The 22,708-nt window shown below is 70.0% G+C and carries 24 protein-coding genes and 2 pseudogenes; 10 read left to right on the plus strand and 16 right to left on the minus strand.

Features of this window, described 5'->3' with window-relative positions:
• The first annotated feature begins 22 nt into the window (after positions 1-22).
• The gene (locus AC1DTW_RS25065; RefSeq protein ID WP_477984174.1) at positions 23-313 is read left to right on the plus strand and encodes a hypothetical protein; all 291 of its coding nucleotides are present in this window, start codon (positions 23-25) and stop codon (positions 311-313) included.
• A 483-nt stretch (positions 314-796) separates the two neighbouring features.
• Here AC1DTW_RS25065 and dapA read toward each other — a convergent pair.
• The 5 genes and pseudogenes from dapA to AC1DTW_RS25090 form a co-directional block, all read right to left on the minus strand.
• A pseudogene (gene dapA, locus AC1DTW_RS25070) lies at positions 797-1,657 on the minus strand (4-hydroxy-tetrahydrodipicolinate synthase); the annotation flags it as partial.
• Between the two features lie 248 nt (positions 1,658-1,905).
• Positions 1,906-2,694 (minus strand): fumarylacetoacetate hydrolase family protein, encoded by a 789-nt coding sequence (locus tag AC1DTW_RS25075; RefSeq protein ID WP_477984176.1) that lies wholly within the window; start codon positions 2,692-2,694, stop codon positions 1,906-1,908.
• 53 nt (positions 2,695-2,747) lie between these two features.
• A complete protein-coding gene (locus AC1DTW_RS25080; RefSeq protein ID WP_477984178.1) occupies positions 2,748-3,452 on the minus strand; it encodes a molybdate ABC transporter substrate-binding protein in 705 nt (234 codons plus the stop codon).
• A complete protein-coding gene (locus AC1DTW_RS25085; protein WP_477984180.1) occupies positions 3,449-4,441 on the minus strand; it encodes a tripartite tricarboxylate transporter substrate binding protein in 993 nt (330 codons plus the stop codon). Before AC1DTW_RS25085 ends, AC1DTW_RS25080 begins: the two co-directional genes overlap by 4 nt.
• 151 nt (positions 4,442-4,592) lie before the next feature.
• Complete coding sequence (locus tag AC1DTW_RS25090; RefSeq protein WP_477984182.1) at positions 4,593-5,264, minus strand: FadR/GntR family transcriptional regulator; 672 nt, start codon at positions 5,262-5,264, stop codon at positions 4,593-4,595.
• A gap of 135 nt (positions 5,265-5,399) precedes the next feature.
• On the opposite strand from AC1DTW_RS25090, the gene AC1DTW_RS25095 reads away from it, so the two are divergent.
• Positions 5,400-6,272, plus strand: coding sequence for a fumarylacetoacetate hydrolase family protein (locus AC1DTW_RS25095; RefSeq protein WP_477984184.1), 873 nt, complete (start codon positions 5,400-5,402; stop codon positions 6,270-6,272).
• Positions 6,273-6,304: 32 nt separating this feature from the next.
• Positions 6,305-7,306 (plus strand): tripartite tricarboxylate transporter substrate binding protein, encoded by a 1,002-nt coding sequence (locus AC1DTW_RS25100; protein WP_477984186.1) that lies wholly within the window; start codon positions 6,305-6,307, stop codon positions 7,304-7,306.
• A 33-nt stretch (positions 7,307-7,339) separates the two neighbouring features.
• Here AC1DTW_RS25100 and AC1DTW_RS25105 read toward each other — a convergent pair whose 3' ends face one another.
• Together AC1DTW_RS25105 and AC1DTW_RS25110 are read right to left on the minus strand one after the other, a co-directional pair.
• The gene (locus AC1DTW_RS25105; protein ID WP_477984188.1) at positions 7,340-8,212 is read right to left on the minus strand and encodes a hypothetical protein; all 873 of its coding nucleotides are present in this window, start codon (positions 8,210-8,212) and stop codon (positions 7,340-7,342) included.
• Positions 8,213-8,222: 10 nt separating this feature from the next.
• Positions 8,223-8,498 carry a winged helix-turn-helix transcriptional regulator gene (locus tag AC1DTW_RS25110; RefSeq protein ID WP_477984190.1) on the minus strand — a complete coding sequence of 92 codons (276 nt, stop codon included), beginning with the start codon at positions 8,496-8,498 and terminating at the stop codon, positions 8,223-8,225.
• A gap of 116 nt (positions 8,499-8,614) precedes the next feature.
• Here AC1DTW_RS25110 and AC1DTW_RS25115 point away from each other — a divergent pair, with 116 nt between their 5' ends.
• Positions 8,615-9,172, plus strand: a complete 558-nt coding sequence (locus AC1DTW_RS25115; protein ID WP_477984192.1) for a carboxymuconolactone decarboxylase family protein — start codon at positions 8,615-8,617, stop codon at positions 9,170-9,172.
• A gap of 8 nt (positions 9,173-9,180) precedes the next feature.
• Positions 9,181-9,333: an SRPBCC family protein gene (locus AC1DTW_RS25120; RefSeq protein ID WP_477984194.1), complete on the plus strand. Its 153-nt coding sequence runs from the start codon at positions 9,181-9,183 to the stop codon at positions 9,331-9,333.
• A gap of 95 nt (positions 9,334-9,428) precedes the next feature.
• Here AC1DTW_RS25120 and AC1DTW_RS25125 read toward each other — a convergent pair whose 3' ends face one another.
• From AC1DTW_RS25125 to AC1DTW_RS25140, 4 genes and pseudogenes are all read right to left on the minus strand, one after another.
• Positions 9,429-9,935 carry a hypothetical protein gene (locus AC1DTW_RS25125; protein ID WP_477984195.1) on the minus strand — a complete coding sequence of 169 codons (507 nt, stop codon included), beginning with the start codon at positions 9,933-9,935 and terminating at the stop codon, positions 9,429-9,431.
• Positions 9,936-10,037: 102 nt separating this feature from the next.
• Entirely contained in the window at positions 10,038-10,187 is a 150-nt protein-coding gene (locus AC1DTW_RS25130; protein WP_477984197.1) for a lmo0937 family membrane protein, read from the minus strand.
• A 175-nt stretch (positions 10,188-10,362) separates the two neighbouring features.
• Positions 10,363-12,562, minus strand: a pseudogene (locus AC1DTW_RS25135) (xanthine dehydrogenase family protein molybdopterin-binding subunit).
• 71 nt (positions 12,563-12,633) lie between these two features.
• Positions 12,634-13,095 carry a (2Fe-2S)-binding protein gene (locus tag AC1DTW_RS25140; protein WP_477984199.1) on the minus strand — a complete coding sequence of 154 codons (462 nt, stop codon included), beginning with the start codon at positions 13,093-13,095 and terminating at the stop codon, positions 12,634-12,636.
• Positions 13,096-13,200: 105 nt separating this feature from the next.
• Here AC1DTW_RS25140 and AC1DTW_RS25145 point away from each other — a divergent pair, with 105 nt between their 5' ends.
• Genes AC1DTW_RS25145 through AC1DTW_RS25160 form a run of 4 tightly spaced genes read left to right on the plus strand, consistent with a single transcriptional unit; the run spans position 13,201 to position 17,340 of the window.
• Positions 13,201-13,773 (plus strand): Isoquinoline 1-oxidoreductase subunit, encoded by a 573-nt coding sequence (locus tag AC1DTW_RS25145; RefSeq protein ID WP_477984201.1) that lies wholly within the window; start codon positions 13,201-13,203, stop codon positions 13,771-13,773.
• A gap of 16 nt (positions 13,774-13,789) precedes the next feature.
• Positions 13,790-14,743 (plus strand): prolyl aminopeptidase, encoded by a 954-nt coding sequence (gene pip / locus AC1DTW_RS25150; protein ID WP_477984203.1) that lies wholly within the window; start codon positions 13,790-13,792, stop codon positions 14,741-14,743.
• Positions 14,744-14,758: 15 nt separating this feature from the next.
• On the plus strand, positions 14,759-16,135 hold the full coding sequence (locus AC1DTW_RS25155; protein WP_477984205.1) for a pyridoxal-phosphate dependent enzyme: 1,377 nt from the start codon (positions 14,759-14,761) through the stop codon (positions 16,133-16,135).
• Positions 16,132-17,340 carry a trans-sulfuration enzyme family protein gene (locus tag AC1DTW_RS25160; protein ID WP_477984207.1) on the plus strand — a complete coding sequence of 403 codons (1,209 nt, stop codon included), beginning with the start codon at positions 16,132-16,134 and terminating at the stop codon, positions 17,338-17,340. Before AC1DTW_RS25155 ends, AC1DTW_RS25160 begins: the two co-directional genes overlap by 4 nt.
• Positions 17,341-17,359: 19 nt before the next feature.
• On the opposite strand, the gene AC1DTW_RS25165 is transcribed toward AC1DTW_RS25160, so the two are convergent.
• The 5 genes from AC1DTW_RS25165 to AC1DTW_RS25185 form a co-directional block, all read right to left on the minus strand.
• Positions 17,360-17,800, minus strand: coding sequence for a response regulator (locus AC1DTW_RS25165; RefSeq protein ID WP_477984209.1), 441 nt, complete (start codon positions 17,798-17,800; stop codon positions 17,360-17,362).
• A gap of 97 nt (positions 17,801-17,897) precedes the next feature.
• On the minus strand, positions 17,898-18,926 hold the full coding sequence (locus AC1DTW_RS25170) for a sulfate ABC transporter substrate-binding protein (protein ID WP_477984211.1): 1,029 nt from the start codon (positions 18,924-18,926) through the stop codon (positions 17,898-17,900).
• An 82-nt stretch (positions 18,927-19,008) separates the two neighbouring features.
• Positions 19,009-20,685: a GMC family oxidoreductase gene (locus AC1DTW_RS25175; RefSeq protein ID WP_477984213.1), complete on the minus strand. Its 1,677-nt coding sequence runs from the start codon at positions 20,683-20,685 to the stop codon at positions 19,009-19,011.
• Between the two features lie 4 nt (positions 20,686-20,689).
• Entirely contained in the window at positions 20,690-21,328 is a 639-nt protein-coding gene (locus AC1DTW_RS25180; RefSeq protein ID WP_477984215.1) for a MarC family protein, read from the minus strand.
• 26 nt (positions 21,329-21,354) lie between these two features.
• A complete protein-coding gene (locus AC1DTW_RS25185; RefSeq protein WP_477984217.1) occupies positions 21,355-22,164 on the minus strand; it encodes a helical backbone metal receptor in 810 nt (269 codons plus the stop codon).
• Positions 22,165-22,367: 203 nt separating this feature from the next.
• On the opposite strand from AC1DTW_RS25185, the gene rbp reads away from it, so the two are divergent.
• Positions 22,368-22,708, plus strand: a 341-nt coding sequence (gene rbp / locus AC1DTW_RS25190) for an RNA-binding regulator (protein WP_477984219.1), incomplete at its 3' end; no start/stop codon positions are given.

The following is a 22,708-nucleotide window of genomic DNA, read 5'->3' on the forward strand; positions in this document are numbered from 1 at the left end:
CATACACGATCAGGAGCCCTCGATGAACCCTCTGACGATCAAGCTGCGCAATCCGCCGGTGTGGCCGCCTGGCGCCGGCCATTGGCCCGGCGCATCGGCGCTGCGCCAATGGTTCGCGCGGCACTGGCGGCGGGGCGCGCCGACGCCGCAGACGCATCACGACGAGTTGCTCGAACTCGACGCGCGCACGCTGGCCGACATCGGCGCGCCGGAACGGCTGCAGGCGCGCGCGCTGGCGCGCCGCGAAGCGCAGCGCCACGAGCGCGACGGGCTGCACGCGGGACACGCGTCGGGGGCATGGCATCACTGGTGAGCAGGCTTCGGATTCGGCGCGCGCGGCGCCCGCGGCGACTCGGCATGATGGTTCGACGCTGAGTCAGCGCGCTCCGATCCGCGCAGCGCCCACCAGGCCGACGACCGCCCGTCGGTCGAGGCCTACGGCACCGAGATCGACGGTGACCCGAAGACCGGCGCGTTCGCTTGCCAGCTGTGCCTGCCGGTGCGGGCGCTCTAGCCGACTCGGGCCAGCGCCGTCGATGCGTCAGGCCTCGGGGTCGACGACGCGGTCGTGCTCGGGGTCTTCCGGGATCGCCGGCGGCACCGGGCCGGTGTCGGGCTCGACCGGCAGCATGCCGGGTTCCGGATCGTCTTCCGCGAACTCCGGGAGGGTTCGGTGCGGCTTGTGCGGGGTGTGGGTCGCCATGGCGATGCTCCTTTGCCTGCGTCGATCGTCGTCGATCGGCCTGAGTCGTCGTCTCGGACTGCGACGCGACCCGCTGTCAGCGGATGCCGACAGCAGCTCCGCGAGCCGCTCGCGCAGCGCCGCAGTCGCGCGCGTCATCGGCGCGCGCAGCACGTCGTCGACCAGGCCGAGTTGCGCGAGCGCGGCCTTCACCGGCGCCGGGTTGGGCTCCGCCGTCAGTGCGCCGATCAGCGGCCCCAAGGCATGCCATGCCGCGCGCGCCTCGTGCAGGCGGCCCTCGGCGAGCGACCGATGCAGCGCGACGAACGCGTCCGGCCGCAGATGCGCCGACGCCGCGATCGCGCCGCTGCCGCCGGCGCACAGGGTCGCGAACATCTCGATGTCGTTGCCGGCCAGCACCTGCAGCCGGCCGTCGCGGATCAGCGCCAGCGTGGTGTCGATCGAGGCCGCGCAATCCTTGATCGCGACGATGTTCGGATGCGCGGCGAGCGCGAGCAGCGTGTCGAGCGCGATGCTCACGCCGCTGCGGTACGGGACGTCGTAGAGCACCAGCGGCACCGCGCTCGCGTCGGCGAGCCGCGTGAAGTGCTCGGCGATGCCGGCCTGTGAGGGCCGAACGTAGTAGGGCGCCGGCACCAGCAGGCCGGCGATCGGCAGCGCGCCGAGCTGCTTCGCGCGCGCCGCGAGGCTCGGCGCGTGGTTGCCCGCGAGGCCGACGAGCACCGGCAGCGCATCGCCCGCTGCGTCGAGGACGGTCGCGAGCACCGCGTCCTGCTCGGCCGCATCGAGCGCCGCCGGCTCGCCGGTCGTGCCGAGCGCGACGAGGCCGGCCACGCCGGCCTCCGCGCAGCGCTCGACCAGCCCGCGCAAGGCCGCGTGATCGACCGCCGCGCCGTCGGCCGCGAACGGCGTCACCAAGGGCACCCAGATGCCCGAAAAATTCATCGTCACCATCATTCCCGCTCCCAAGACGACCGAACGGAAAACCGTCAGCGGTGCGCGGGCAGAGGGGCGATGGGTCGTCGAGGAAGAGCACCTGCTGCGGTTCCGTCACACATCTGACGGAACGGCGAGCTCCGGTCAGACGAGCCGCTGTTTTTTGGATTTGGACGTGCACGCGCCCGATGCGCCGCCGCGGGCGCGATCGGGGGCAAGAGGGTGCGTGCGGTCCATGCGCTGCAGTGTAGGGCAGCCGAGTCGGATCAGACGATGCGCACCGACAGCTCGGGCAGCCCGTCGATGTGGCCGAGCAGCACGTCGCCCTTCACGACCGGGCCGACATTCTCAGGCGTGCCCGAGTAGACGATGTCGCCGGCCTTCAGCTCGAAGGCCTCGCTGAGCTTGCTGATCTGCTCGGCGACGCTCCAGATCATGTAGCTCAGGTCGGCGAGCTGCTTGGTCTGGCCGTTCACCTTCAGCTCGATGCGGCCCTTCGTGATGTGCTGGGTCAGCGCGACCGGGTGGATCGGCCCGATCGGCGCCGACATGTCGAAGCTCTTGCCGATCTCCCAGGGCTTCTTCTGGTCGCCCATGCCGCGCTGCAGGTCGCGGCGCGTCATGTCGAGCCCGATCGCGTAGCCGTAGACGTGCTGCAGTGCCTGGTCGATCGGGATGTTCGTGCCGCCCGACTTCAGCGCCGCGACCAGCTCCAGCTCGTAGTGGTAGTTCTTCGTCAGCGACGGGTACGGGTGATCGGCGACCGTGCCGATCGCGACGAACTGCACCGCGTCGGTCGGCTTCTGGAAGAAGAACGGCGGTTCGCGCGTCGGGTCGGAGCCCATCTCGCGTGCGTGCGCCGCGTAGTTGCGCCCGATGCAGTAGATGCGGCGCACCGGGAACACCTCGGTCGAGCCGGCGATCGGCAGCGTGATGCTCGCGACCTTGAACGGGCTGCGCGGCGCGCTGCCGTCGGCCGCAACCGATGCGCAGCCGGCCGCGAGGGCACCGCCGAGCGCGGCGCTGCCGGTCTTCAGGATCGAACGACGGTCCATGACACTCTCCTTCTTTCTCGGGATTCCGGATTCTCGATCGTGTCGAGCACGCGTCAATCGAACTCGAAACCACCGTCGGCGCGCATCTGCCGCGTTGCCGGCCCGGCGAGCAGATCGACGAAGCGCTGTGCGAGCACCGGCTGCGCGGCGCGTGCCGCGATGGCCGCGGTGTAGACAGTCACGAGCTCGAATTCGTCGGGCAACGCACCGACCAGCGCGATGCCGGGCGTGTACAGGATCTCGGTGATCTGCGTGCAGCCGATCGCGCCGGGCGCGCGGCTCGCCGCGAGCTCTCGCATCGCGGTCGCACCATTCGGGAAGCTGCGCAACCGCGGCGCAAGTGCCGCGCCGATCCCGAGCCGCTCGAGCACCGACGCGAAGTGAATGCCGGCAGTCGCGCGCTGCGGGTCGGGAAAGTAGATCGCGCGCGCGGCCGACAGCGCCGCCTTCAGCGCCTGCGGCGTCGCGATCTCGGGCCGCGCGGCACCGTTGCGCACCGCGATGCCGGTGCGCACGCGCCCGAGCGGCGCACGCGGCCGCAGGCCCAGCTCACCGGTCGATTGCAGCGCGACGACCATCGCGTCGGTGACGATCATCACGTCGCAAGGCTCGCCGCCGAGCAGCGCCTCCTTCATCGCGCCGACCGCGCCGAAGCGCATCTGCAGGCGCGCGCCGGTCGCGCGCTCGAAGCGCGCATGCAAGGCCTTCACGATGCCCTGCACGGCACCTGCGCACAGGACGCTGACGGTGTCGGTCACTGCTCTGCCTTCGCGCCCGAGATCTTCACGATGTGCGCCCACTTCGCGATGTCGTCGTTCAGGTAGCGCGTGAATTCGGCCACGCCCATCACGATCGGCGTCGCGCCTTGCGACTTCCAGCTTTTCGCGACCTCGGGGTTGCCGACGATCTTGCCGACCTCGGCATTCAAGCGCGTGACGATCGCCGGCGGCGTTTCCTTCGGCGCCATCAGCCCGAGCCAGATCGTCGCCTCGTACTTCGGCACGCCGGCCTCGGCGACGGTCGGCAGCTCGGGCATCACGGCCGAGCGCGTCAGGCCGGTCGTGCCGAGCGCCTTGACCTTGCCGGCGCGCACGTGCTCGCTCATCGTCGGCACCGCGTCGAACATCAGGTCGACCTGGCCGCCGAGCACGTCGGTGCGCGCGCCCGAGCTGCCCTTGTACGGGATGTGCAGGATCGACACCCCGGCCAGCGCCTTGAACAGCTCGCCGGCCATGTGGTACGGCGTGCCGGGCCCCGACGAGGCATACGTCAGCGCGCCGGGCCGGGCCTTCGCGAGCTTCAGCAGGTCGGCGAGGTTGCCGACCGGCAGCCCGCTGCGCGCGACCAGCACCAGGTCGGACTCGTTGATCGGTGCGATCGGCGTGAAGTCGCGCATCAGCTGGAACGGCTTGTTCGGGATCAGCGACTCGTTGACCGTGTGCGTGTTCGACATCAGCAGCAGCGTGTAGCCGTCGGGCGCGCTCTTCGCGACCGCGTCGGTGCCGATGATCGAACCGGCGCCGGGCCGGTTGTCGACGACGAAGCTCTGGCCCAGCGACTCCTGCAGCTTGTTCGCGATGAAGCGCGCGTAGACATCGGCCGGGCCGCCGGGCGCGAACGGCACGATCACGCGCACCGGGCGACTCGGGTACTCCTGCGCCAGCGCGCCGGACGCGCCGAGCGCGAGGCCGGCCAGCAGTGCGATCGCAGCGCGGCGCGGTGCACCGGCCCCCGGGGTAGCGATCATGGTGGTCTCCACGCGAACCGGCGGTCCGCGCGGCCAATTGGTTTCAATTGGTTCAGCGCGCGCGCCGAGCCGGGCCAATATAGCCAGCGGCCTGGCGGCGGTCAATCCGACAGCGGGTTTGTCCCTGCCGGGGCGCGGGGCCGGCGCGGCCTCAGTCGCCGAGCAGGTTGCGGCGCACGTGCGTGAGGTGCGCGAGGCAGAGTTCGGTCGCGCGCGGGCCGTCGCGGTCCTGCAGCGCGGCGACGAGCGCACGGTGCTCGTGCTGGTATTCGCGGCGCCGCTCGGGCGTCGCACTGCGGCGCTTCAGCGCGCCCCACTCGGCTTGCGCGCGCACCTGGTTCATCAGGCGGAAGACCTTCGAGATGAAGCCGTTGTGCGCAGCGTCGGCGATGGCTTCGTGCAGCAGCGCGTCCCAGTGCTCGAACTGCTCCAGCGTCTTCGCGGCCTCGGCCTTGTCGCAGCACTCGGTCATGCGCGCGAAGTCGAGCGAGGTGGCATGGCCGATCACCATCGCGACGATCGCCGGCTCGAGCACGGCCCGGGCGCTCATCAGCTCGGCGGGACTGGTCGGCAGCTGGCCGGCGCGGTTCGCGGCCGCCGCGAGCGCCTCGTTGACCTGTTCGCTGACATACGTGCCGCTGCCGACCGTCTGCGTGATCAGGCGCTTGTCCTTCATGTCGGCGAGCACGCGGCGCACCGCCGATCGGCTCAGGCCGAACTGGCCGCTCAGCTCGCGCTCGGTCGGAATGCGGTGGCCCGCCCGCCACTTGCGGGACGTGAGGTTCTCGAGAATCGCTTCTCGCAGGGCCAGCGCGGTGTCCATGGGCTCGGAATGGCGGGTCGAAACGCGGCTGCCATCGTACCAAGCCATCGGCCGGACCGCGACCCTTGCGGCTTCCACGCTTGTTCGATTGGTCCGCGATTGGTAGCATTTGGTCAAACCCATCGGGAGCGTCTCGTGCGCATCGCCACCTACCGAACGAACGGTCGCCGCGAGGTCGGCCTCGTCAGCGACGACGGCCACTGGATCACGCCACTGGCGCTCGGCGCCATCGAGGCCGAGGGCGCCGTGCAGGCCATCATCGACGCGATCGCGAACGGCGCGGCGCCGCCGACGAGCCGCGCCACGCCGATCGCGCTGGCGCGCGTGACGCTCGAAGCGCCGCTGCCGCGGCCGCGTCGCAACCTGTTCTGCGTCGGCCGCAACTACCGCGCGCATGCGAAGGAGTTGTCGGCCTCGGTCTTCAAGGCCAATGCGCCCGACACCGAGACCTGGCCGATCGTCTTCACGAAGGTGCCCGAGTGCGTGATCGGCCCGCATGACGAGGTGCGCATGCCGAGCGCCGCGGTCTCGACGCAGATCGACTACGAAGCCGAACTCGCGCTCGTGATCGGCACCGGCGGGCGCGACATCGCGCGCGCCGATGCGCTGCGCCACGTGTTCGGCTACACGATCGTCAACGACGTGACCGCGCGCGACGTGCAGATGCGCCACCAGCAATGGGACCTCGGCAAGAGCTTCGACACCTTCTGCCCGATGGGGCCGTGGATCGTCAGCGCCGACGCGTTCGACGGCGCGCGCACCCGCGTGCGCTGCTGGGTCAACGGCGCGCTGCGCCAGGACGCGCTGACGAGCGACCTGATCTTCGACATCCCGACGCTGATCGAGACCTGCTCGCGCGGCATCACGCTGTACCCCGGCGACGTGATCGCGACCGGCACGCCGGCCGGTGTCGGCATGGGCCTGGCGCCGCCCACGTTCCTGAAGCACGGCGACGTGGTCCGGATCGAGATCGACGGCCTCGGCGCGATCGAGAACCGCTTCGTCTGACGCGGCACGACGACCCCTCCCGGAGACGACCCATGTTCGATCGCCACGCGCGCCACGCGTCGTCGTTGCTGCTGTCGCTCTTGTTTGCGCTGTGCGCCGCGCTGCTGCCGGCGGCGCCGGCCCGTGCCCAGGCCGCGTACCCGGGCAAGCCGAACACGATGATCGTGCCGTTCCCGCCCGGCGGTGTCGCCGACACGGTCGCGCGGCCGGTCGCCGAGGCGCTGGGCCGGGAACTCGGGCAGGCCGTGGTCGTCGAGAACCATGCCGGCGCCGGCGGCGCGCTCGGCATCGGGCAGGCCGCGCGCGCGCCGGCCGATGGCTACACGGTGCTGCTGAGCCTGTCGTCGATCTCGATCCTGCCCGAGGCCGATCGCATCCTGGAACGCAAGCCCGCCTACCGGCTCGCCGACTTCAGGCCGATCGCGCGTTTCACCGCCGACCCGACCGTGCTCGTCGTGCGCGCCGATGCGCCGTGGCGCACGCTGGCCGAGTTCGTCGCCGACCTGCGCGGCCACCCCGGCAAGTACAACTACGGCAGCTCGGGCAACTACGGCACGATGCACGTGCCGATGGAGATGCTGAAGGCCGCGGCCGGCATCCGCATGACGCACATCCCGTACACCGGCGCCGGGCCCGCGATCGTCGCGCTGCTCGGTGGGCAGGTCGACGCGCTCGCGACCGGGCCGTCGACGGTCGTGCAGCAGATCCAGGCCGGCAAGCTGCGCGCGCTGGCGCACTGGGGCGAGCGTCCGCTCGAGTCGCTGCCCGGCGTGCCCAGCCTGACGCAGGCCGGCTACGCGGTGCGCTTCGCACAGTGGTCGGGCCTGTTCGTGCAGAGCAAGACACCCGACGAGATCGTGCAGCGGCTGCGCAAGGCGGCCGCGAAGGTCGCTTCCGATCCTGCCGTGCGCCAGGTCGTCACGAAGGCGGGCAGCCCGATCGAATACCTCGATGCACCGGAGTTCCAGAGCTACTGGGACGCCGATGCCGCGGTCATGACGCAGGCGGTGCGCCGCATCGGCAAGCTCGAATAGGTGCCGGGTCGATCGAGTGGTCGAACCTCCGCGCTACTTCCTGATTGCCAGCGAGGCCTGCAAGGCGACGCTGGCGGTCTTCTTGCCCAGCTGGCATTCGACGTCCGTGGCGACCGGGGCGAACTGCCCATTGAGATGGCTGCGAATCTTGACGATCGAATCGAAGCCTCTCGTCCTGGCTTCCTGAGCCATGGAACTCAAGGTCTTGAGCACGGCCTGCTTGCAGGCGTCTTCGTGGCGAAGCTTTCCGATGTCGGCTTCCTCCGCGTACTCGTCGGGACCATGGCGCTGGCTGTACGCCGGCGCCTTGATGCCCCAGTGGGCAGCGATGTCTGGACCGAGAATGGCCGTGGCCTCGGGAGAGCTCAGGATCGCATCCAGCGGCACGAAGACGGCTCCGGCCACCGGCGGCCGGGCGGGAGGCCTGGCCGAGCGCTCCTCCGCCTCGGCCGCGCGTTGCATCGCGGCCGATGTCATCGCGAACGCGCCGATCATCGGCACCTCGGTCGTCTTGTAGCCCGGCTTGCAACTGAAGCCTGCCGGATCGTCCGAAGGCTTCCCGTCGCGGGCGGCCCGAATGTCGATGACGGCGTCGTACCCGCGAGCGCGGGCCTCGGCGACCATGGCATTCAGGGCCTTCTCGAAGGCCTCGACACAGTGCCGCCGGGAACCCCCGAACGGGCTGATGCTGATGCTCGATCGGGTGTAGGTATCCGGGCGCGCCACTTCGGCAAAGTCCGGCGTCGGCTGCCCGCCCCAATACAGCTTCACCGAGGGATCATCCAGAAGGTCCTTCGCCGAGCCCGATTCGAGCAGTTCGCTGAACCTGAAGTAAGTCGGATCGGCCGCCTGTGCGGAGATCGTCAGAGCGCTCAGCACCACGGCGAGCAGATGGCTTCTTTGCATGCGGACGGTCCTATCTCTTGGGCGCAAGGGCGGTTCCCCAGCGATGTGCCCATTCTGACAAGGGTTGGATCGCGCGCAGCAGGTCTTGCCCGGAGCCCGTCAGGCAATAGCCGGCGCCCGCGTGTTCGACCAGTCCCGCCGTGCGGAGCTCCTTCAGCCGCGTGTTCAGCAGGCTGGGGTTCGTCTCGGCGGCTTCCTGCAGCGCCCTGAAGGTCATCGCGTCGCCCCGCAACTCCCACAGGACCCGCAACGCGCTGCGCCGCCCGAGCAGGTCGAGCGCCACCATGATGGGGCGGCCCGTCCTGGAGCCGCGAACCGGGCGACCGAGCGCCGGAACGCTTGCTTTACTTTTCATAGCAGCCTGCCTACGATGTGCTATCGAAACTGTAGCAGGCGGCAGAAATGGCGACTTCACGCATTGCGCCGGCGCAGGCGCCTTTCAGCGCGGCTGTGCAGGGTTGGCTCGACCGAACGATGCCACCCGGCGTTCCGCCTCTCGTGCTGTTCACGAGCCTGGCGCGCGACGAGCGCCTGTTCACCAAGTTCTTCGCCGCCGGGTTGCTCGACCGCGGCCACTTGACGCTCAGGCAACGGGAGATCGTCATCGATCGAACCACGGCGCTTTGCCGGTCCGAGTACGAATGGGGCGTTCACATCGCGCTCTTCGGAGGACGCATCGGGCTGACGCCGCAGCAGACCCACTCGCTCGTTCACGGCGGCCCCGACGACGCCTGCTGGAGCGCCGACGATCGGGTGCTGCTGCAGCTGTGCGACGCCCTGCATCGCGACAGCTCGATCGACGACGACCTGTGGCGATCGCTGCGCGCGAGCTTCGCCGAGGAGGCGATGATCGAGTTGCTGATGCTGGCCGGCTTCTACCGAACCGTCAGCTACCTGACGAATGGTTTGCGCTTGCCGCTGGAGCCGAACGGCGCCAGGTTTCCAGCCATTTCCCGCTGATGCGATACATGCAACGTTTCGGCGGGCGCTTCACGGTGCCCGGCTACGAGCACCTGGTCTTCAACGCGCAGATCGTCGAGATCGAACCCGAGCGCCGGCTCTCGATGCGCTGGCGACTACTCGCACGAGCCGACGACGAGCAGCATGTCGACGCCGGCTAGGGCGCCGAAGGCGGCGCTGAAGACCTCGGCGCTGCGCGTCTCGGCGGCGGTGTTCGCGGCGCTCGGCGACGAGACGCGGCCTGGGGTCGTCAATTTCAGCGCACCGTGTAGCCGCGCGCATCCATGCAGGCCGCGATGCCGCGCTGGAACACGCTGGCGTCGGTCGTCGCGTTCGGCTGCTGGCCGGCCCACTGGCTGCAGGCATTGGCATCCGCGTCGGTCTTCGCGGCGCTCTGGCCGTTGCGCGGATAGATCACCGGCTGCGCCGAGCGCGCCGGGACCGGGGTGCCGTAGATCGGGCGCACGTTCTCGTAGACGACCGGCGGATCGACGATCACGTAGCCCGGATCGACGACGTACCAGGGATAGGTGTTGTAGTAGCTCGCCAGCCCGAGCCCGAGGCCCAGCCCGAGGCCGCCCCAGACCCACCCGCTGCCGCCGTGGTGGTGACCGCCGCCGCCGTGCGCGAAATGACCGCCACCGCCATGAAAGCTGCCGTGGTGCTGCGCCTGCGCGGTGCCGGCCAGCGCCAGCGATGCGCAAGCGATCACGAGGGTTTGAACGGCGATCCGGCCGGCGGTCTTGCGGGTGATGCTGGTCATCGGAACTCTCCTCGCGGGCCGGGCACCGCGCCGCGCGGGGAGCAGCGGCCCGCAGAAGACTCTGACCGTCTTTCGCGCCCGGGGTTCCTCCAGGCTCGCTCGCTACACGCCGCGCCGGCCGGTGACGAGCTGGTAGATCAGCACGACGACCGCGGCGACGAGCAGGATGTGCAACAGGCCACCCGCGGTGAACGAGGTCACCAGGCCGAGCAGCCACAGAACCAGCAGGACGACGACGAGTGTGTAGAGCACGATGGATCTCCTTGATGTGCGTTGCCACCGCAGACGGCGCACGACCGCCCGCACCGGGTGAGCCCAGCTTCGGGTTCGCCCGGGCGGCGCAGAATCGGCCGAGTGGCCGCACGGCTGTAGGCGGCGTCCTTACCAGCGCGCCGGGCGGCGCGCCGACGTTACGAGATCAGGCCGCTCAGGCCGCGACCAGCCCGGCGCGGCTGAACGGCAGGCGCCGCACTTTCGGCCCGCCCAGGCGCGCGACCGCGTTCGCGACCGCCGGCGCGAGCGGCGGCACGCCCGGCTCGCCGACGCCGCTCGGCTCGGCCGTGCTCGGCACGATGTAGACCTCGACCTTCGGCATCTCGTGGATGCGCAGCGACTTGTAGGTGTCGAAGTTGCGCTGCGCGGCGCGGCCGTTCTTCACGTCGATCTCGCCGTAGTACAGCGCACCGAGCGCGAAGCCGATGCAGCCCTCCATCTGCGCGCGGATCACGTCCGGGTTGACCGGCACGCCGCAGTCGACCGCGCAGACGACGCGCTCGACCTTGACCTTGCCGCCCTTCATCGAGACCTCGGCGACCTGGGCGACGAACGAGCCGAAGGATTCGTGCATCGCGATGCCCTGCGCGAAGCCGGCGCGGCCCGGCTTGCCCCAGCCGGCCTTCGCGGCCGCGAGCTTGAGCACGCCGGCGGCGCGCTCGCTCTTGCCGAGCAGCGCGAGGCGGAACGCGAGCGGGTCCTTGGCCGCAGCGCGGGCGAGCTCGTCCATCATCGTTTCCATCACGTACGCGGTGTGCGTGTTGCCGACCGAGCGCCACCACAGCGGCTTGACCGCGAGCTCGGGCGAGTGCAGGTCGGCGCTCATCATCGGCAGCGCGTAGGGCGTCGGCGAGACGCCTTCGACCGAGGTCGAATCGATGCCGTCCTTGATCAGCATCGACATCGCGGTGCCGGCAAGGATCGACTGGCCGACGATCGCGTGCTGCCAGCCGCTGATGCGGCCCTGCGCATCGAGGCCGGCCTTGACCGCGTGCACGTACATCGGCCGGTACAGGCCCGCGCCCATGTCGTCCTCGCGCGAGTACTGCAGGCGCACCGGCGCGCGGCCGTCGATCGCCTTCGCGACATTGACCGCGGCAACCGTGAAGTCGCTCCACGCATTCGCGCGCCGGCCGAAGCTGCCGCCCGAGACCAGCGTGTGCAGCCTGACCTTCTCCATGGGCAGATCCGCCGCCTTCGCGGCGAACATGTGGTCGAAGGTCGGGAACTGGTGGCCGCTCCAGGTCTCGAGCTCGCCGTCGTGCAGCCACGCGACGCAGTTCATCGGCTCCATCGTCGCGTGCGCGAGGAACGGGAATTCGTAGACCGCCTCGACCGTCTTCGCGGCCGGCGCCGGCGCGGCCTGGCCCTCGGCCGGGCGCGCGAACGCCTTGCCGGGCTGCGCGGCCTGGGTGCGGTACTGCGCGAGCAGCGCGTCGGAGTCGAGCTTCGCACTCTCGGCTTCATCCCACACCACCTTCAGCGCGCGCCGCCCCTGCAGCGCGGCCCAGGTGCCCTTCGCGACGACCGCGACCCCTTCGGGCACCTGCACGACATCGGTCACGCCGTTGACCTTCTTCGCATCTGCGGCGTCGAACGACACCAGCTTCGCGCCGAACGACGGCGGCCATGCGATGACCGCGGTCAGCAGCCCCGGCAGCTTGACGTCGATCGTGTAGACGGCGGTACCGTTGCACTTCGACGGCGAATCGACACGCGGCGTCGCGCGCGCCTTGCCCATCAGCGTGAACTGCGCCGGCGTCTTCAGCACCGGCTTCTCGGGCGGCGTCTGCTGCGCGGCGGCGGCGGCCATCTCGCCGTAGCTCGCGCGCTTGCCGGAGGCGTGGCTCAGCACGCTCTTCTCGGCCTTGATCTCGCCGGCCGGCACCTGCCAGGCCTGCGCTGCGGCGGCGACCAGCATCGCGCGTGCGGTCGCGCCGGCCGTGCGCATCTGCAGGTACGAGTTCGCGATCGCCGTCGACCCGCCGGTGCCCTGCATGTCGCCGAACGCGAGGTTCGCGTAGAGCTTGGCGTTCGACGGCGCGTACTCGGTGCGCACCAGCGTCCAGTCGGCATCGAGCTCGTCGGCCGCCATCGAGGCCAGGCCGGTCGTGTTGCCCTGGCCCATCTCGTGGTGCTTGCAGACGATCGTGACCAGGTTGTCGGTGCCGACGCGCACGAACGCGTTCGGCGCGAGCGGGCCGCTGGCCGCGCCCTCGGCACCGGGCACCGCCGCCTGCGCGCGGCCGGGCAACAGGCCGCCGACGGCGATCAGCAGGCCGCTGCCGGCACCGGCGAGCACGGCGCGCCGCGTGACGCCGACACCGGCGACGGCGACCGGCGGCAGGCCCGATGCGGCGTCGAACAGCGCGCGCCGCGCCGGGGAGTTCATGGCTTGCATCAGCGGGTGCATCGTGCGTCCTCCTCAAGCGGCCAGCTGCTTCGACGCCGCGTGGATCGCGGCGCGGATGCGCTGGTAGGTCGCACAGCGGCAGATGTTGCCGGCCATCGCGTGATCGATGTCGGAGTCGGTCGGCTTCGGCTTCTGCTCGAGCAGCACGGTCGCCGACATGATCTGGCCCGACTGGCAATAGCCGCACTGCACGACATCGAGATCGACCCAGGCCTTCTGCACGGCCTTCGCGGCGCGCGACGACAACCCCTCGATCGTCGTGACCTTGCGGCCCGCGAGCGCGCCGACCGGCGCAGCGCATGAGCGCATCGTGTCGCCGTCGACATGCACGGTGCACGCGCCGCACTGCGCAACGCCACATCCGTACTTGGTTCCGGTCAGGCCGAGGTCTTCGCGGATGACCCACAGCAGCGGTGTTTCGGGGTCGACATCGAGCTCGCGGAGCTGGCCATTGACGTTGAGCGAAACAGGCATCGCAGGCTCCTGTAAAAAACCGAGAGCGGCAGTATGCTCGCGCTTCGAAAAACGTGCGGGAGACCATCGATGCGACCCACGCTACCTCCTGTTACCACTGTCGGAGTGGCCCTTCTGGCTTGCCTTGCGGCCGGCGCCGCGCTCGGCCAGACGAGCGAATTGCGCAGCCCGCAAAGCTTCGAATCGATCGCCGACAAGACCGAGCGTTCGCGCGCGTTGTTCACCGAGGCCGGCAAGGTGATCCTGAGCCCGCGCTGCCAGAACTGCCACCCGAACGGCGACCGCCCGACGCAGGGCGACGACATGCACCTGCACCAGCCGATGGTCGTGCGCGGCCAGGCGAACATGGGCGCCACCGCGCTGCGCTGCATGACCTGCCACCAGGGCGCGAACTTCGCGCCCGCCGGCGTGCCAGGCCATCCGCAATGGCACCTCGCGCCGCTCACGATGGCGTGGCAGGGCAAGTCGCTCGGCCAGATCTGCGCGCAGGTCAAGGATCGCAAGCGCAACGGCGGCAAATCGCTGGCGCAGATCCAGGAGCACATGGGCCACGACGCGCTCGTCGGCTGGGCCTGGAACCCCGGCGCCAACCGCGCGCCGGCACCCGGCACGCAGGCGCAGTTCGGCCAGCTGATCGAGGCCTGGATCGCGAGCGGCGCCGCCTGCCCGGCTTCGTGATGGGTGGGGTGCGCACATGACCGTGCTGGCGCAGCTCTACCCGGCGATCGCGCCGTTCGAGCACGGCCTGCTCGATGTCGGCGACGGCCATCTCGTCTACTGGGAGCGTTGCGGCAATCCGCGCGGCAAGCCGGCGGTCTTCCTGCACGGCGGCCCCGGCAGCGGCTGCAGCCCGGAGCAGCGGCGCCTGTTCGACCCGGCCAAATACTGCGTGACGCTGTTCGATCAGCGCGGCTGCGGGCGCTCGACACCGCATGCCTCGCTCGACGCGAACACGACCTGGCACCTCGTTGCCGACATCGAGCGGCTGCGCGTGCTGGCCGGCGTCGAGCGCTGGCTCGTCTTCGGCGGTTCGTGGGGCAGCACGCTCGCGCTCGCGTATGCACAGACGCACGCGCCGCGTGTCAGCGAACTGATCCTGCGCGGCATCTTCACCTTGCGTCGCGACGAGCTGCGCTGGTTCTACCAGGAGGGCGCGTCGTGGCTGTTCCCGGACGAGTGGGAGCACTTCGTGGCGCCGATCGCGCCGACCGAGCGGCACGACCTGATGACGGCCTACCACCGCCTGCTGACCGGCGCCGACGAAGCGGCCCGCAGCGCTGCCGCGGTCGCCTGGAGCCAGTGGGAAGGCCGCACGATCACGCTGCTGCCTGACGCGGCGATCGACACGACGCACAGCGACCCGCACTACGCGCTCGCGTTCGCGCGCATCGAGAACCACTACTTCGTGAACCGCGGCTTCTTCGACGAAGGCCAGCTGCTGCGCGATGCGCACAAGCTGCATGGCATCCCCGGCGTGATCGTGCAGGGCCGCTACGATGTCTGCACCCCGGCGAAGACCGCGTGGGAGCTGCACCGCGCGTGGCCGCAGGCCGATTTCGAGCTCGTGCTCGACGCCGGCCACGCGTTCAAGGAGCCCGGCATCCTCGACCGGCTGGTGCGCGCGACGGATCGCTTCGCCGCCGGCTGAAGCGGAAGGACCACCATGCCCAAGCAACCCTCGCCGCCCGCGGTGCTCGAGCTGATCGGGCGCACGCCGCTCGTCAAGGTCACGCGCTTCGACACCGGCCCGTGCACGCTGTTCCTGAAGCTCGAATCGCAGAACCCGGGCGGCTCCATCAAGGACCGCATCGGCGTCGCGATGATCGACGCCGCGGAGCGCGACGGCCGCCTGCGCCCCGGCGGCACCGTCGTCGAGGCGACGGCCGGCAACACCGGCCTGGGCCTCGCGCTGGTCGCGCGCGCGAAGGGCTACCGCGTCGTGCTGGTCGTGCCCGACAAGATGGCGACCGAGAAGGTGCGGCACCTGAAGGCGATGGGCGCCGAAGTGCACATGACGCGCTCCGATGTCGGCCGCGGCCATCCCGACTACTACCAGGACCGTGCCGCGGCACTCGCCCGGCAGATCCCCGGCTCGTTCTTCGCCGACCAGTTCAACAATCCGGCCAACCCGCTCGCGCACGAGACCACGACCGGGCCCGAGATCTGGGAACAGACCGGGCACGACCTCGATGCGATCGTCGTCGGCGTCGGATCGTCGGGCACGCTGACCGGGCTGACGCGCTTCTTCCGCCGCGTGAACCCGAAGCTCGCGTTCGTGCTCGCCGACCCGGTCGGCTCGATCCTCGCCGAGTACACGCGCAGCGGCGCGGTCGGCGAGGCCGGCGCGTGGGCCGTGGAGGGCATCGGCGAAGACTTCGTGCCGGCGATCGCCGATTTCTCCGGCGTGCGCGCGGCGTACTCGATCCCCGACGCCGAGAGCTTCGGCATGGCGCGCGAGCTGCTGCAGCGCGAGGGCATCCTCGGCGGCTCGTCGACCGGCACGCTGCTGGCCGCGGCACTGCAGTATTGCCGGGCGCAGACCACGCCGCAGCGCGTCGTCAGCTTCGTCTGCGACACCGGCACGCGCTACTTGTCGAAGGTCTACAACGACGCCTGGATGATCGACCAGGGCCTGCTCGCCCGGCCGCAGTACGGCGACCTGCGCGACATCGTCGCGCGCCGCGCCGAGGAGGGCGGTGTCGTCAGCGTGACGCCGGACGAGACGCTGCTGACCGCGTTCCAGCGCATGCGGCTGGCCGATGTCTCGCAGCTGCCGGTGCTCGACGGCGACCGCCTCGTCGGCGTGATCGATGAGTCCGACCTGCTGCTCAGCGTGCACGAGGATGCCGGGCGCTTTCGGTCGCCGGTCGCGAGCGCGATGACCGATGCGCCGTCGACGCTCGCACCCGGCGCGAGCCTCGCCGAACTCGAAGCGGTGCTCGATCGCGGCCTGGTCGCGATCGTCGCCGACGCGCAGGGCTTTCACGGCCTGATCACGCGCGTCGACCTGTTGAACCACCTGAGGAGGACGCTCGAATGAGCCATGAACAACACAAGAACACCGAAGGCCTGGGCTTCGACACGCGCGTGATCCACGCGGGCCAGTCGCCCGACCCGACGACCGGCGCGATCATGCCGCCGATCTATGCGACCTCGACCTATGTGCAGAGCAGCCCCGGCGTGCACAAGGGCTACGACTACGGCCGCTCGCACAACCCGACGCGCTTCGCGTTCGAGCGCTGCGTCGCCGATCTCGAAGGCGGCGCGCAGGCCTTCGCGTTCGCATCCGGCCTCGCGGCGATCTCGACCGTGCTCGAGCTCGTCGACGCCGGCTCACACGTCGTCTCCAGCGACGACCTGTACGGCGGCAGCTTCCGGCTGTTCGACAAGGTGCGCCGGCGCAGCGCCGGACTGCGCTTCGACTACGCCGACCTGACCGACCCGGAGAACCTGCTCGCTGCGCTGCGCCCCGACACGAAGCTGGTCTGGGTCGAGACGCCGACGAACCCGCTGCTGCGTCTCGCCGACCTGCACGCGATCGCCGAGATCTGCCGCGCGCGCGGCATCGTCACGGTCGCCGACAACACCTTCGCGAGCCCGTACGTGCAGCGCCCGCTCGAGCTCGGCTTCGATGTGGTCGTGCACTCGGTGACCAAGTACCTGAACGGCCACTCGGACGTGATCGGCGGCGTCGCCGTAGTTGCCAAGTCCATGGGCAAGGAGGCTGCGCGGCTGAACGAGCTGCGCGAGCGCCTGGGCTTTCTGCAGAACTCGGTCGGCGCGATCGCCGGCCCGTTCGACAGCTTCCTCGCGCTGCGCGGCGTCAAGACGCTGGCGCTGCGCATGCAGCGGCATGTCGCCAGCGCACTCGACCTGGCACAGTGGCTCGAGGCGCAGCCGCAGGTCGAGCGCGTGCACTATCCGGGCCTCGAGTCGCACCCGCAGCACGCGCTCGCGAAGCGCCAGATGCGCGGCGGCTTCGGCGGCATGATCTCGCTCGATCTGCGCACCGACCTCGCCGGCACGCGGCGCTTTCTCGAGGCGGTGCGGATCTTCGCGCTCGCCGAGAGCCTGGGCGGCGTCGAGAGCCTGATCGAGCACCCGGGGATCATGACGCACGCGACGATCCCGGCCGAGACGCGCAAGCGGCTCGGCATCGGCGACGCGCTGGTGCGGCTGTCGGTCGGCGTCGAAGACCTCGAAGACCTGCGCGCCGATCTGAAGCAGGCGCTGGCTCGGGTCTGACGAAACGCGGGCCGGCGTTTCAGCCCGGCTTCGACATCTCGTTCGCGCGGCGCGTGGTCAGCGCGCGCCGCACGCTGGCCTCGAGGACCTCCGGCTTCACCGGCTTCACGAGGTACTCGAACGCACCCAGGCTCATCGCCTTGATGATGTCCATCGACAGGCTGTCGCCGGTCAGGATCGTCACGCGCAGGTGGCGGTCGGCAATGTCGACACTCAACATGCGCACGACCTCGAGGCCGGAGATGTCGGGCAGGTGCATGTCGAGCAACACGAAGTCGGGGTCCTCGCTGCGCACCATGCGCACGCCCTCGAGACCGGTCGCCGCATGGATCAGCTGGATCCCCGGATGGCGGGCGAGGTTGGCCTCGACCATCAGGTAGTTCAACGGCACATCCTCGATGTACAAGACCTTGCCGCGCAGTTCGGCCGCAGAAGCGTCGGGACGTATCTCAGGAGGCATGACAGGCTGAATCGCGCGCGGCGCAGCCGCCGCAGCCCCGAAAGCATAGACCCGCGAACCGCGGTCGCGCTAGGTGTTACACCTGCGCTGGAAGGGCCTACTTCGCGCCCGGTGCATAGATCTGGTCGAACACGCCGCCGTCGTCGAAGTGCGTCTTCTGCGCGGCCCGCCAGCCGCCGAAATCGGCGTCGATCGTCAGCAGCTTGACCGGCGCGAACTGGCTCGCGTACCTGGCGGCGACCTTCGCGTCGCGCGGCCGGTAGTAGTTCTTCGCGGCGATCTCCTGGCCCTCGGGCGAGTAGAGGTACTCGAGGTACGCGGTCGCGGCCTTGCGCGTGCCGCGCTTGTCGACGTTCTTGTCGACGACGCTGACCGGCGGCTCGGCGAGGATCGACAAGCTCGGCGTGACGATCTCGAACTTGTCCGGGCCGAGCTCCTTGACCGACAGGTAGGCCTCGTTCTCCCATGCGATCAGCACATCGCCGATGCCGCGCTCGACGAAGGTCGTCGTCGAGCCGCGCGCGCCGGAGTCGAGCACCTTGGTGTTCGCGTACAGGCGCTTGACGAAGTTCTTCGCGCTGTCGGCGTTGCCGCCCGGCTGCTTCAGCGCGTAGCCCCAGGCGGCGAGGTAGTTCCAGCGCGCGCCGCCCGAGGTCTTCGGGTTCGGCGTGATCACGTCGACGCCGCTCCTTGCCAGATCGGCCCAGTCGGTGATCCTCTTCGGGTTGCCCTTGCGCACCAGGAACACGATCGTCGAGGTGTAGGGCGAGGCGTTGCTCGGCAGGCGCTTCTGCCAGTCGGCCGGAATCTGGTTGCCGTGGTCGTGGATCGCATCGATGTCGTAGGCGAGGGCGAGCGTGACGACATCGGCCTCGAGCCCGTCGATCACCGCACGCGCCTGCTTGCCGGAGCCGCCGTGCGACTGGCGCACCGTCAAGGTCTCGCCGGTCTTCGCCTTCCACTGCTTCGCGAACGCGGCGTTGAAGGCCTGGTACAGCTCGCGCGTCGGGTCGTAGCTGACGTTCAGCAGCGTGGTGTCGGCACGCGATGGCAGTGCGGCGAAGGCCAGCGCGAGGGCAGCCAGGGTCGGCGCGCCGAGGGAGAAGAGAGTCGATTTCGGGTTCATCGTGAGGCCAGCGTGGGATCGGAGGCTTTTCACTGTAGGCAGCGCGGGCGCTGCCGTGAACCACGAAATCCTGCTTAGCTTTTCAGCAGGGCTGGCCGAGGATCCAGCCTGCTGCGCGCTCGGCGATCATCAAGGTCGGCGAATTCGTGTTGCCGCTCGTGATCGTCGGCATCACGCTGGCGTCGACGACGCGCAGGCCGCGAATGCCGTGCACGCGCAGCCGCGCGTCGACGACGGCCATCGGGTCGGCGGCCGGGCCCATCTTCGCGGTGCCGACCGGGTGGAAGATCGTCGTGCCGATGTCGCCGGCGAGCTTCCAGAGTTCGGCGTCGGTGTCGTATTGCGGGCCGGGCTTGAGCTCCTGCGGCCGGTACTTCGCGAGCGCGGGCTGCGCGACGATGCGGCGCGTCAGGCGCAGGCTGTTCGCGGCGATCAGGCGATCGGTATCGGTCGCGAGGTAGCGCGGCGCGATGCTCGGCGCATCCTGCGGGGCCGGCGACTTGATCTGCACCGCGCCGCGGCTCGACGGGTTCAGGTTGCACACGCTCGCGGTGAAGGCGTTGTAGCCGTGCAGCGGCTCGCCGAACGCGTCGAGCGACAGCGGCTGCACGTGGTACTCGAGGTTCGGGTGCGGTTGCGACGGGTCGCTGCGCGTGAACGCGCCGAGTTGCGACGGCGCCATGCTCATCGGGCCGCTGCGCCGCAGCACGTACTCGGCGCCGATCAGCGCCTTGCCCCACCACGATGCCGACGTCGTGTTCAGTGTCTTGACACCGTCGACACCGTAGACCGCGCGGATCTGCAGGTGATCCTGCAGGTTCGCGCCGACGCCGGGCAGCGCGTGCGTGACCGGGATGCCGAGCCGGTTCAGCAACTCCGGTGCGCCGATGCCGGAGAGCTGCAGGATCTGCGGCGTGCCGATCGCACCGGCGCTGAGGATGACCTCGCCGCCGGGCGCGACGCGCGCGCGCACCGGCGGCGCGCCGTCGACCGGCAGCGCCTCGACGCCGATGGCGCTCGTGGCGCCGTCGCGCGTCTCGGTCAGCACGCGGCCGATCTGCGCGCCGGTCCAGACCTGCAGGTTCTGGCGCTTCTTCTGCGCCGGACGCAGAAAGGCCTTGGTCGCGTTCCAGCGGATGCCGGCCTTCTGGTTGACGTGGAAGTAGCCGACGCCTTCGTTGTCGCCGCGGTTGAAATCTTCGCTGTGCGGGATGCCGGCCTGCTGCGCGGCCTGTGCAAACGCGTCGAGCACGTCCCAGCGCAGCCGCTGGCGCTCGACGCGCCATTCGCCGCCGGGGCGCGCGCCGGTCGGATCGAAGCCGGGCGACGCGTGGAAGGCGTCGGCGCCCTTGTAGAAGTCTTCGTGCTTCAGGAAGTGCGGCAGGCACTCGCGCCAGCTCCAGCCGGGGTTGGCGCCGAAGCCGTCGCCGGTGCCCCAGCCGTCGTAGTCGCGCGCCTGGCCGCGCATGTAGATCATCCCGTTGATGCTGCTGCAGCCGCCGAGCACCTTGCCGCGCGGGTAGCGCAGGCTGCGGCCGTTCAGGCCCGGATCGGCGTCGGTCGAGTACAGCCAGTCGGTGCGCGGGTTGCCGATGCAGTACAGGTAGCCGACCGGCACGTGCACCCAGAGGTAGTCGTCGTTGCCGCCGGCCTCGATCAGCAGCACCTGCTTGGCCGGGTCGGCGCTCAGGCGGTTCGCGAGCAGACAGCCTGCGGTGCCGCCGCCGCAGACGATGTAGTCATAGATGGATTCGCTCATGGTGTCAGTGTGCAGCGCCGGCGAGGACCGGGAACAGCTTGACGAGGCCGTCGGACATCACCTCGACCGCGAGCGCCGCAAGCAGCAGCCCCATCAGCCGGGTCATCACGTTGATGCCGGTCTGGCCGAGCGCCTTCGCGATCCGCCCCGACAGGCTGAACGCGATCCAGACCGCCAGGCCGATCACGACGCCGTAGCCGACCAGCACGCCGAGCTGCCACCAGTGGCGGGTCTTGTCGGCGTAGATGATCATCGTCGAGATCGACGCCGGGCCGGTCAGCAGCGGGATTGTCAGCGGCACGATCGCGATGCTGGCGCCGGCGTCGGCCTTGTCGCTGCCTTGGTGCAGGTCGTCCTTGCGGCTCTCGGCCGGCTGCGCGTTCAGCATCTGGATCGCCGACATCAGCAGCAACAGGCCGCCGCCGACCTGGAACGACGCGAGCGAGATGCCGAAGAACTCGATGATTTTCAAGCCGGCGAGTGCGCTGACCGCGATCACGACGAAGGCCGAGAGCGCCGCGATGCGCGAGGTGCGCTGGCGCTGCTGGCGCGTGAAGCCCTGCGTGAAGTGGATGAAGAACGGGATCACCCCGATCGGGTTCACGATCGCGAGCAGCGCGATCAGCGGCTTGTAGATCTCCATGCGGGATTGTCGCGTGTGCGTGCGTGTCACTGGCGCGGGGCCGCGGCGAGGTCCCGCAGGTAGCGCAGGCCCGCCACGGCGCGCGCACCGTACCAGCTGAGCAGTTCGCCATCGACGAGGCGCGCGTGCGCGTTCGGGCAGAGCCGCCGCGCTTCGGCGAGGTGCGCGTCGCCGAAGCGGTAGGGCTCGGAGCTGAGCAGCACGTGCTGCACCTCGGCGAGCCAGGGTTCGCCGCCGCGCACGACCGGGTAGCGCGCGGCACCGGCTTCGCCGCCCTGCACGTCGGGCAGCGTGTGCCAGCCGACCCGGCCGAGCATGCGGGCGATGTAGGTGTCGCGCGCGACCGTCATCCACGGCTCGCGCCAGATCAGGTAGAGCACCGGCTGCGGCGGACGCCCCTCGGCCTGCGTCAGATCGAGCTCGTGGCGCAGCGCCTGCGTCAGCGCTGCGGCGCGGTCAGCCACACCGGGCAGCGTGCCGAAGTGCTCGACCAGCTGCGCGGTGAGCGCGAGGTTGTCCTCGGGGCCATTCGGGTGTGTCACGACGAGCCGCGGCGGGTTCGGCCAGGCGCGGATCGCCGCGGCCGTGTCGAGCCGGTTCTCGTCGACGTTGACGAGCACATGGGTCGGCGCGAGGCGCTGCAGCTTCGCGAGGTTCACGTCCTTCGTGCCGCCGACCTTGGGCACCGCGCGCACGGCGTCGGCCGGATGGATGCAGAAGCCGGTGCGTGCGACCAGGCGTTCGCCCAGGCCGAGCGCGAAAACCAGTTCGGTCAGGCTCGGCACCAGGCTCGCGATGCGCGGGCTCCGGGCGCTCGGCGGGTCGCGCTCGCGCATCGTGAAAGTGAGGTCGGCTTCAGATGTGGGAGGGCCCGCGGCGGCTGGCCCCAAAACAACACTTTAAACATTCGCCCTGTGCATACTTTCCTGCAATTCACTTATATTCACAAATCTGTGTATGGAAGCAGCGCCTTCGCTTGAATGGTTCACGATGGGTAGAAGCTCCACATGGTCTTCAGGAAATGGAAAGGGGCTCTCCCATGGGCAACAAACTCTACGTCGGTAATCTCTCATACAACATCCGTGACGAGGATCTGCAGCAGGCGTTCGCGCAGTACGGCAGCGTCTCGTCCGCCAAGGTCATGATGGACCGTGACACCGGCCGTTCCAAGGGCTTCGGCTTCGTGGAAATGGGCTCGGACGCCGAGGCCCAATCGGCCATCAACGGCATGAACGGCCAGGCCCTCGACGGCCGCGCGATCGTCGTCAACGAAGCCCGTCCGCGCGAAGAGCGCCCGGGCGGCTTCGGCGGCGGTGGCCGCACCGGCGGTGGTGGCGGCGGCTTCGGCGGCGGCCGCTCGGGCGGCGGCGGCTTTGGCGG

This window comes from Rhizobacter sp. P5_A1 (genome assembly GCF_056400745.1).

What these genes read in the sequence shown, in the direction of transcription:
- AC1DTW_RS25065 (WP_477984174.1), top strand. Translation starts at nt 23, where the DNA reads ATGAACCCTCTGACGATCAAGCTGCGCAATCCGCCGGTGTGGCCGCCT.
- AC1DTW_RS25075 (WP_477984176.1), bottom strand. Translation starts at nt 2,694, where the DNA reads ATGGACCGTCGTTCGATCCTGAAGACCGGCAGCGCCGCGCTCGGCGGT.
- AC1DTW_RS25085 (WP_477984180.1), bottom strand. Translation starts at nt 4,441, where the DNA reads ATGATCGCTACCCCGGGGGCCGGTGCACCGCGCCGCGCTGCGATCGCA.
- AC1DTW_RS25090 (WP_477984182.1), bottom strand. Translation starts at nt 5,264, where the DNA reads ATGGACACCGCGCTGGCCCTGCGAGAAGCGATTCTCGAGAACCTCACG.
- AC1DTW_RS25100 (WP_477984186.1), top strand. Translation starts at nt 6,305, where the DNA reads ATGTTCGATCGCCACGCGCGCCACGCGTCGTCGTTGCTGCTGTCGCTC.
- AC1DTW_RS25105 (WP_477984188.1), bottom strand. Translation starts at nt 8,212, where the DNA reads ATGCAAAGAAGCCATCTGCTCGCCGTGGTGCTGAGCGCTCTGACGATC.
- AC1DTW_RS25110 (WP_477984190.1), bottom strand. Translation starts at nt 8,498, where the DNA reads ATGGTGGCGCTCGACCTGCTCGGGCGGCGCAGCGCGTTGCGGGTCCTG.
- AC1DTW_RS25115 (WP_477984192.1), top strand. Translation starts at nt 8,615, where the DNA reads ATGGCGACTTCACGCATTGCGCCGGCGCAGGCGCCTTTCAGCGCGGCT.
- AC1DTW_RS25120 (WP_477984194.1), top strand. Translation starts at nt 9,181, where the DNA reads ATGCAACGTTTCGGCGGGCGCTTCACGGTGCCCGGCTACGAGCACCTG.
- AC1DTW_RS25125 (WP_477984195.1), bottom strand. Translation starts at nt 9,935, where the DNA reads ATGACCAGCATCACCCGCAAGACCGCCGGCCGGATCGCCGTTCAAACC.
- AC1DTW_RS25140 (WP_477984199.1), bottom strand. Translation starts at nt 13,095, where the DNA reads ATGCCTGTTTCGCTCAACGTCAATGGCCAGCTCCGCGAGCTCGATGTC.
- pip (WP_477984203.1), top strand. Translation starts at nt 13,790, where the DNA reads ATGACCGTGCTGGCGCAGCTCTACCCGGCGATCGCGCCGTTCGAGCAC.
- AC1DTW_RS25155 (WP_477984205.1), top strand. Translation starts at nt 14,759, where the DNA reads ATGCCCAAGCAACCCTCGCCGCCCGCGGTGCTCGAGCTGATCGGGCGC.
- AC1DTW_RS25160 (WP_477984207.1), top strand. Translation starts at nt 16,132, where the DNA reads ATGAGCCATGAACAACACAAGAACACCGAAGGCCTGGGCTTCGACACG.
- AC1DTW_RS25165 (WP_477984209.1), bottom strand. Translation starts at nt 17,800, where the DNA reads ATGCCTCCTGAGATACGTCCCGACGCTTCTGCGGCCGAACTGCGCGGC.
- AC1DTW_RS25170 (WP_477984211.1), bottom strand. Translation starts at nt 18,926, where the DNA reads ATGAACCCGAAATCGACTCTCTTCTCCCTCGGCGCGCCGACCCTGGCT.
- AC1DTW_RS25175 (WP_477984213.1), bottom strand. Translation starts at nt 20,685, where the DNA reads ATGAGCGAATCCATCTATGACTACATCGTCTGCGGCGGCGGCACCGCA.
- AC1DTW_RS25180 (WP_477984215.1), bottom strand. Translation starts at nt 21,328, where the DNA reads ATGGAGATCTACAAGCCGCTGATCGCGCTGCTCGCGATCGTGAACCCG.
- AC1DTW_RS25185 (WP_477984217.1), bottom strand. Translation starts at nt 22,164, where the DNA reads ATGCGCGAGCGCGACCCGCCGAGCGCCCGGAGCCCGCGCATCGCGAGC.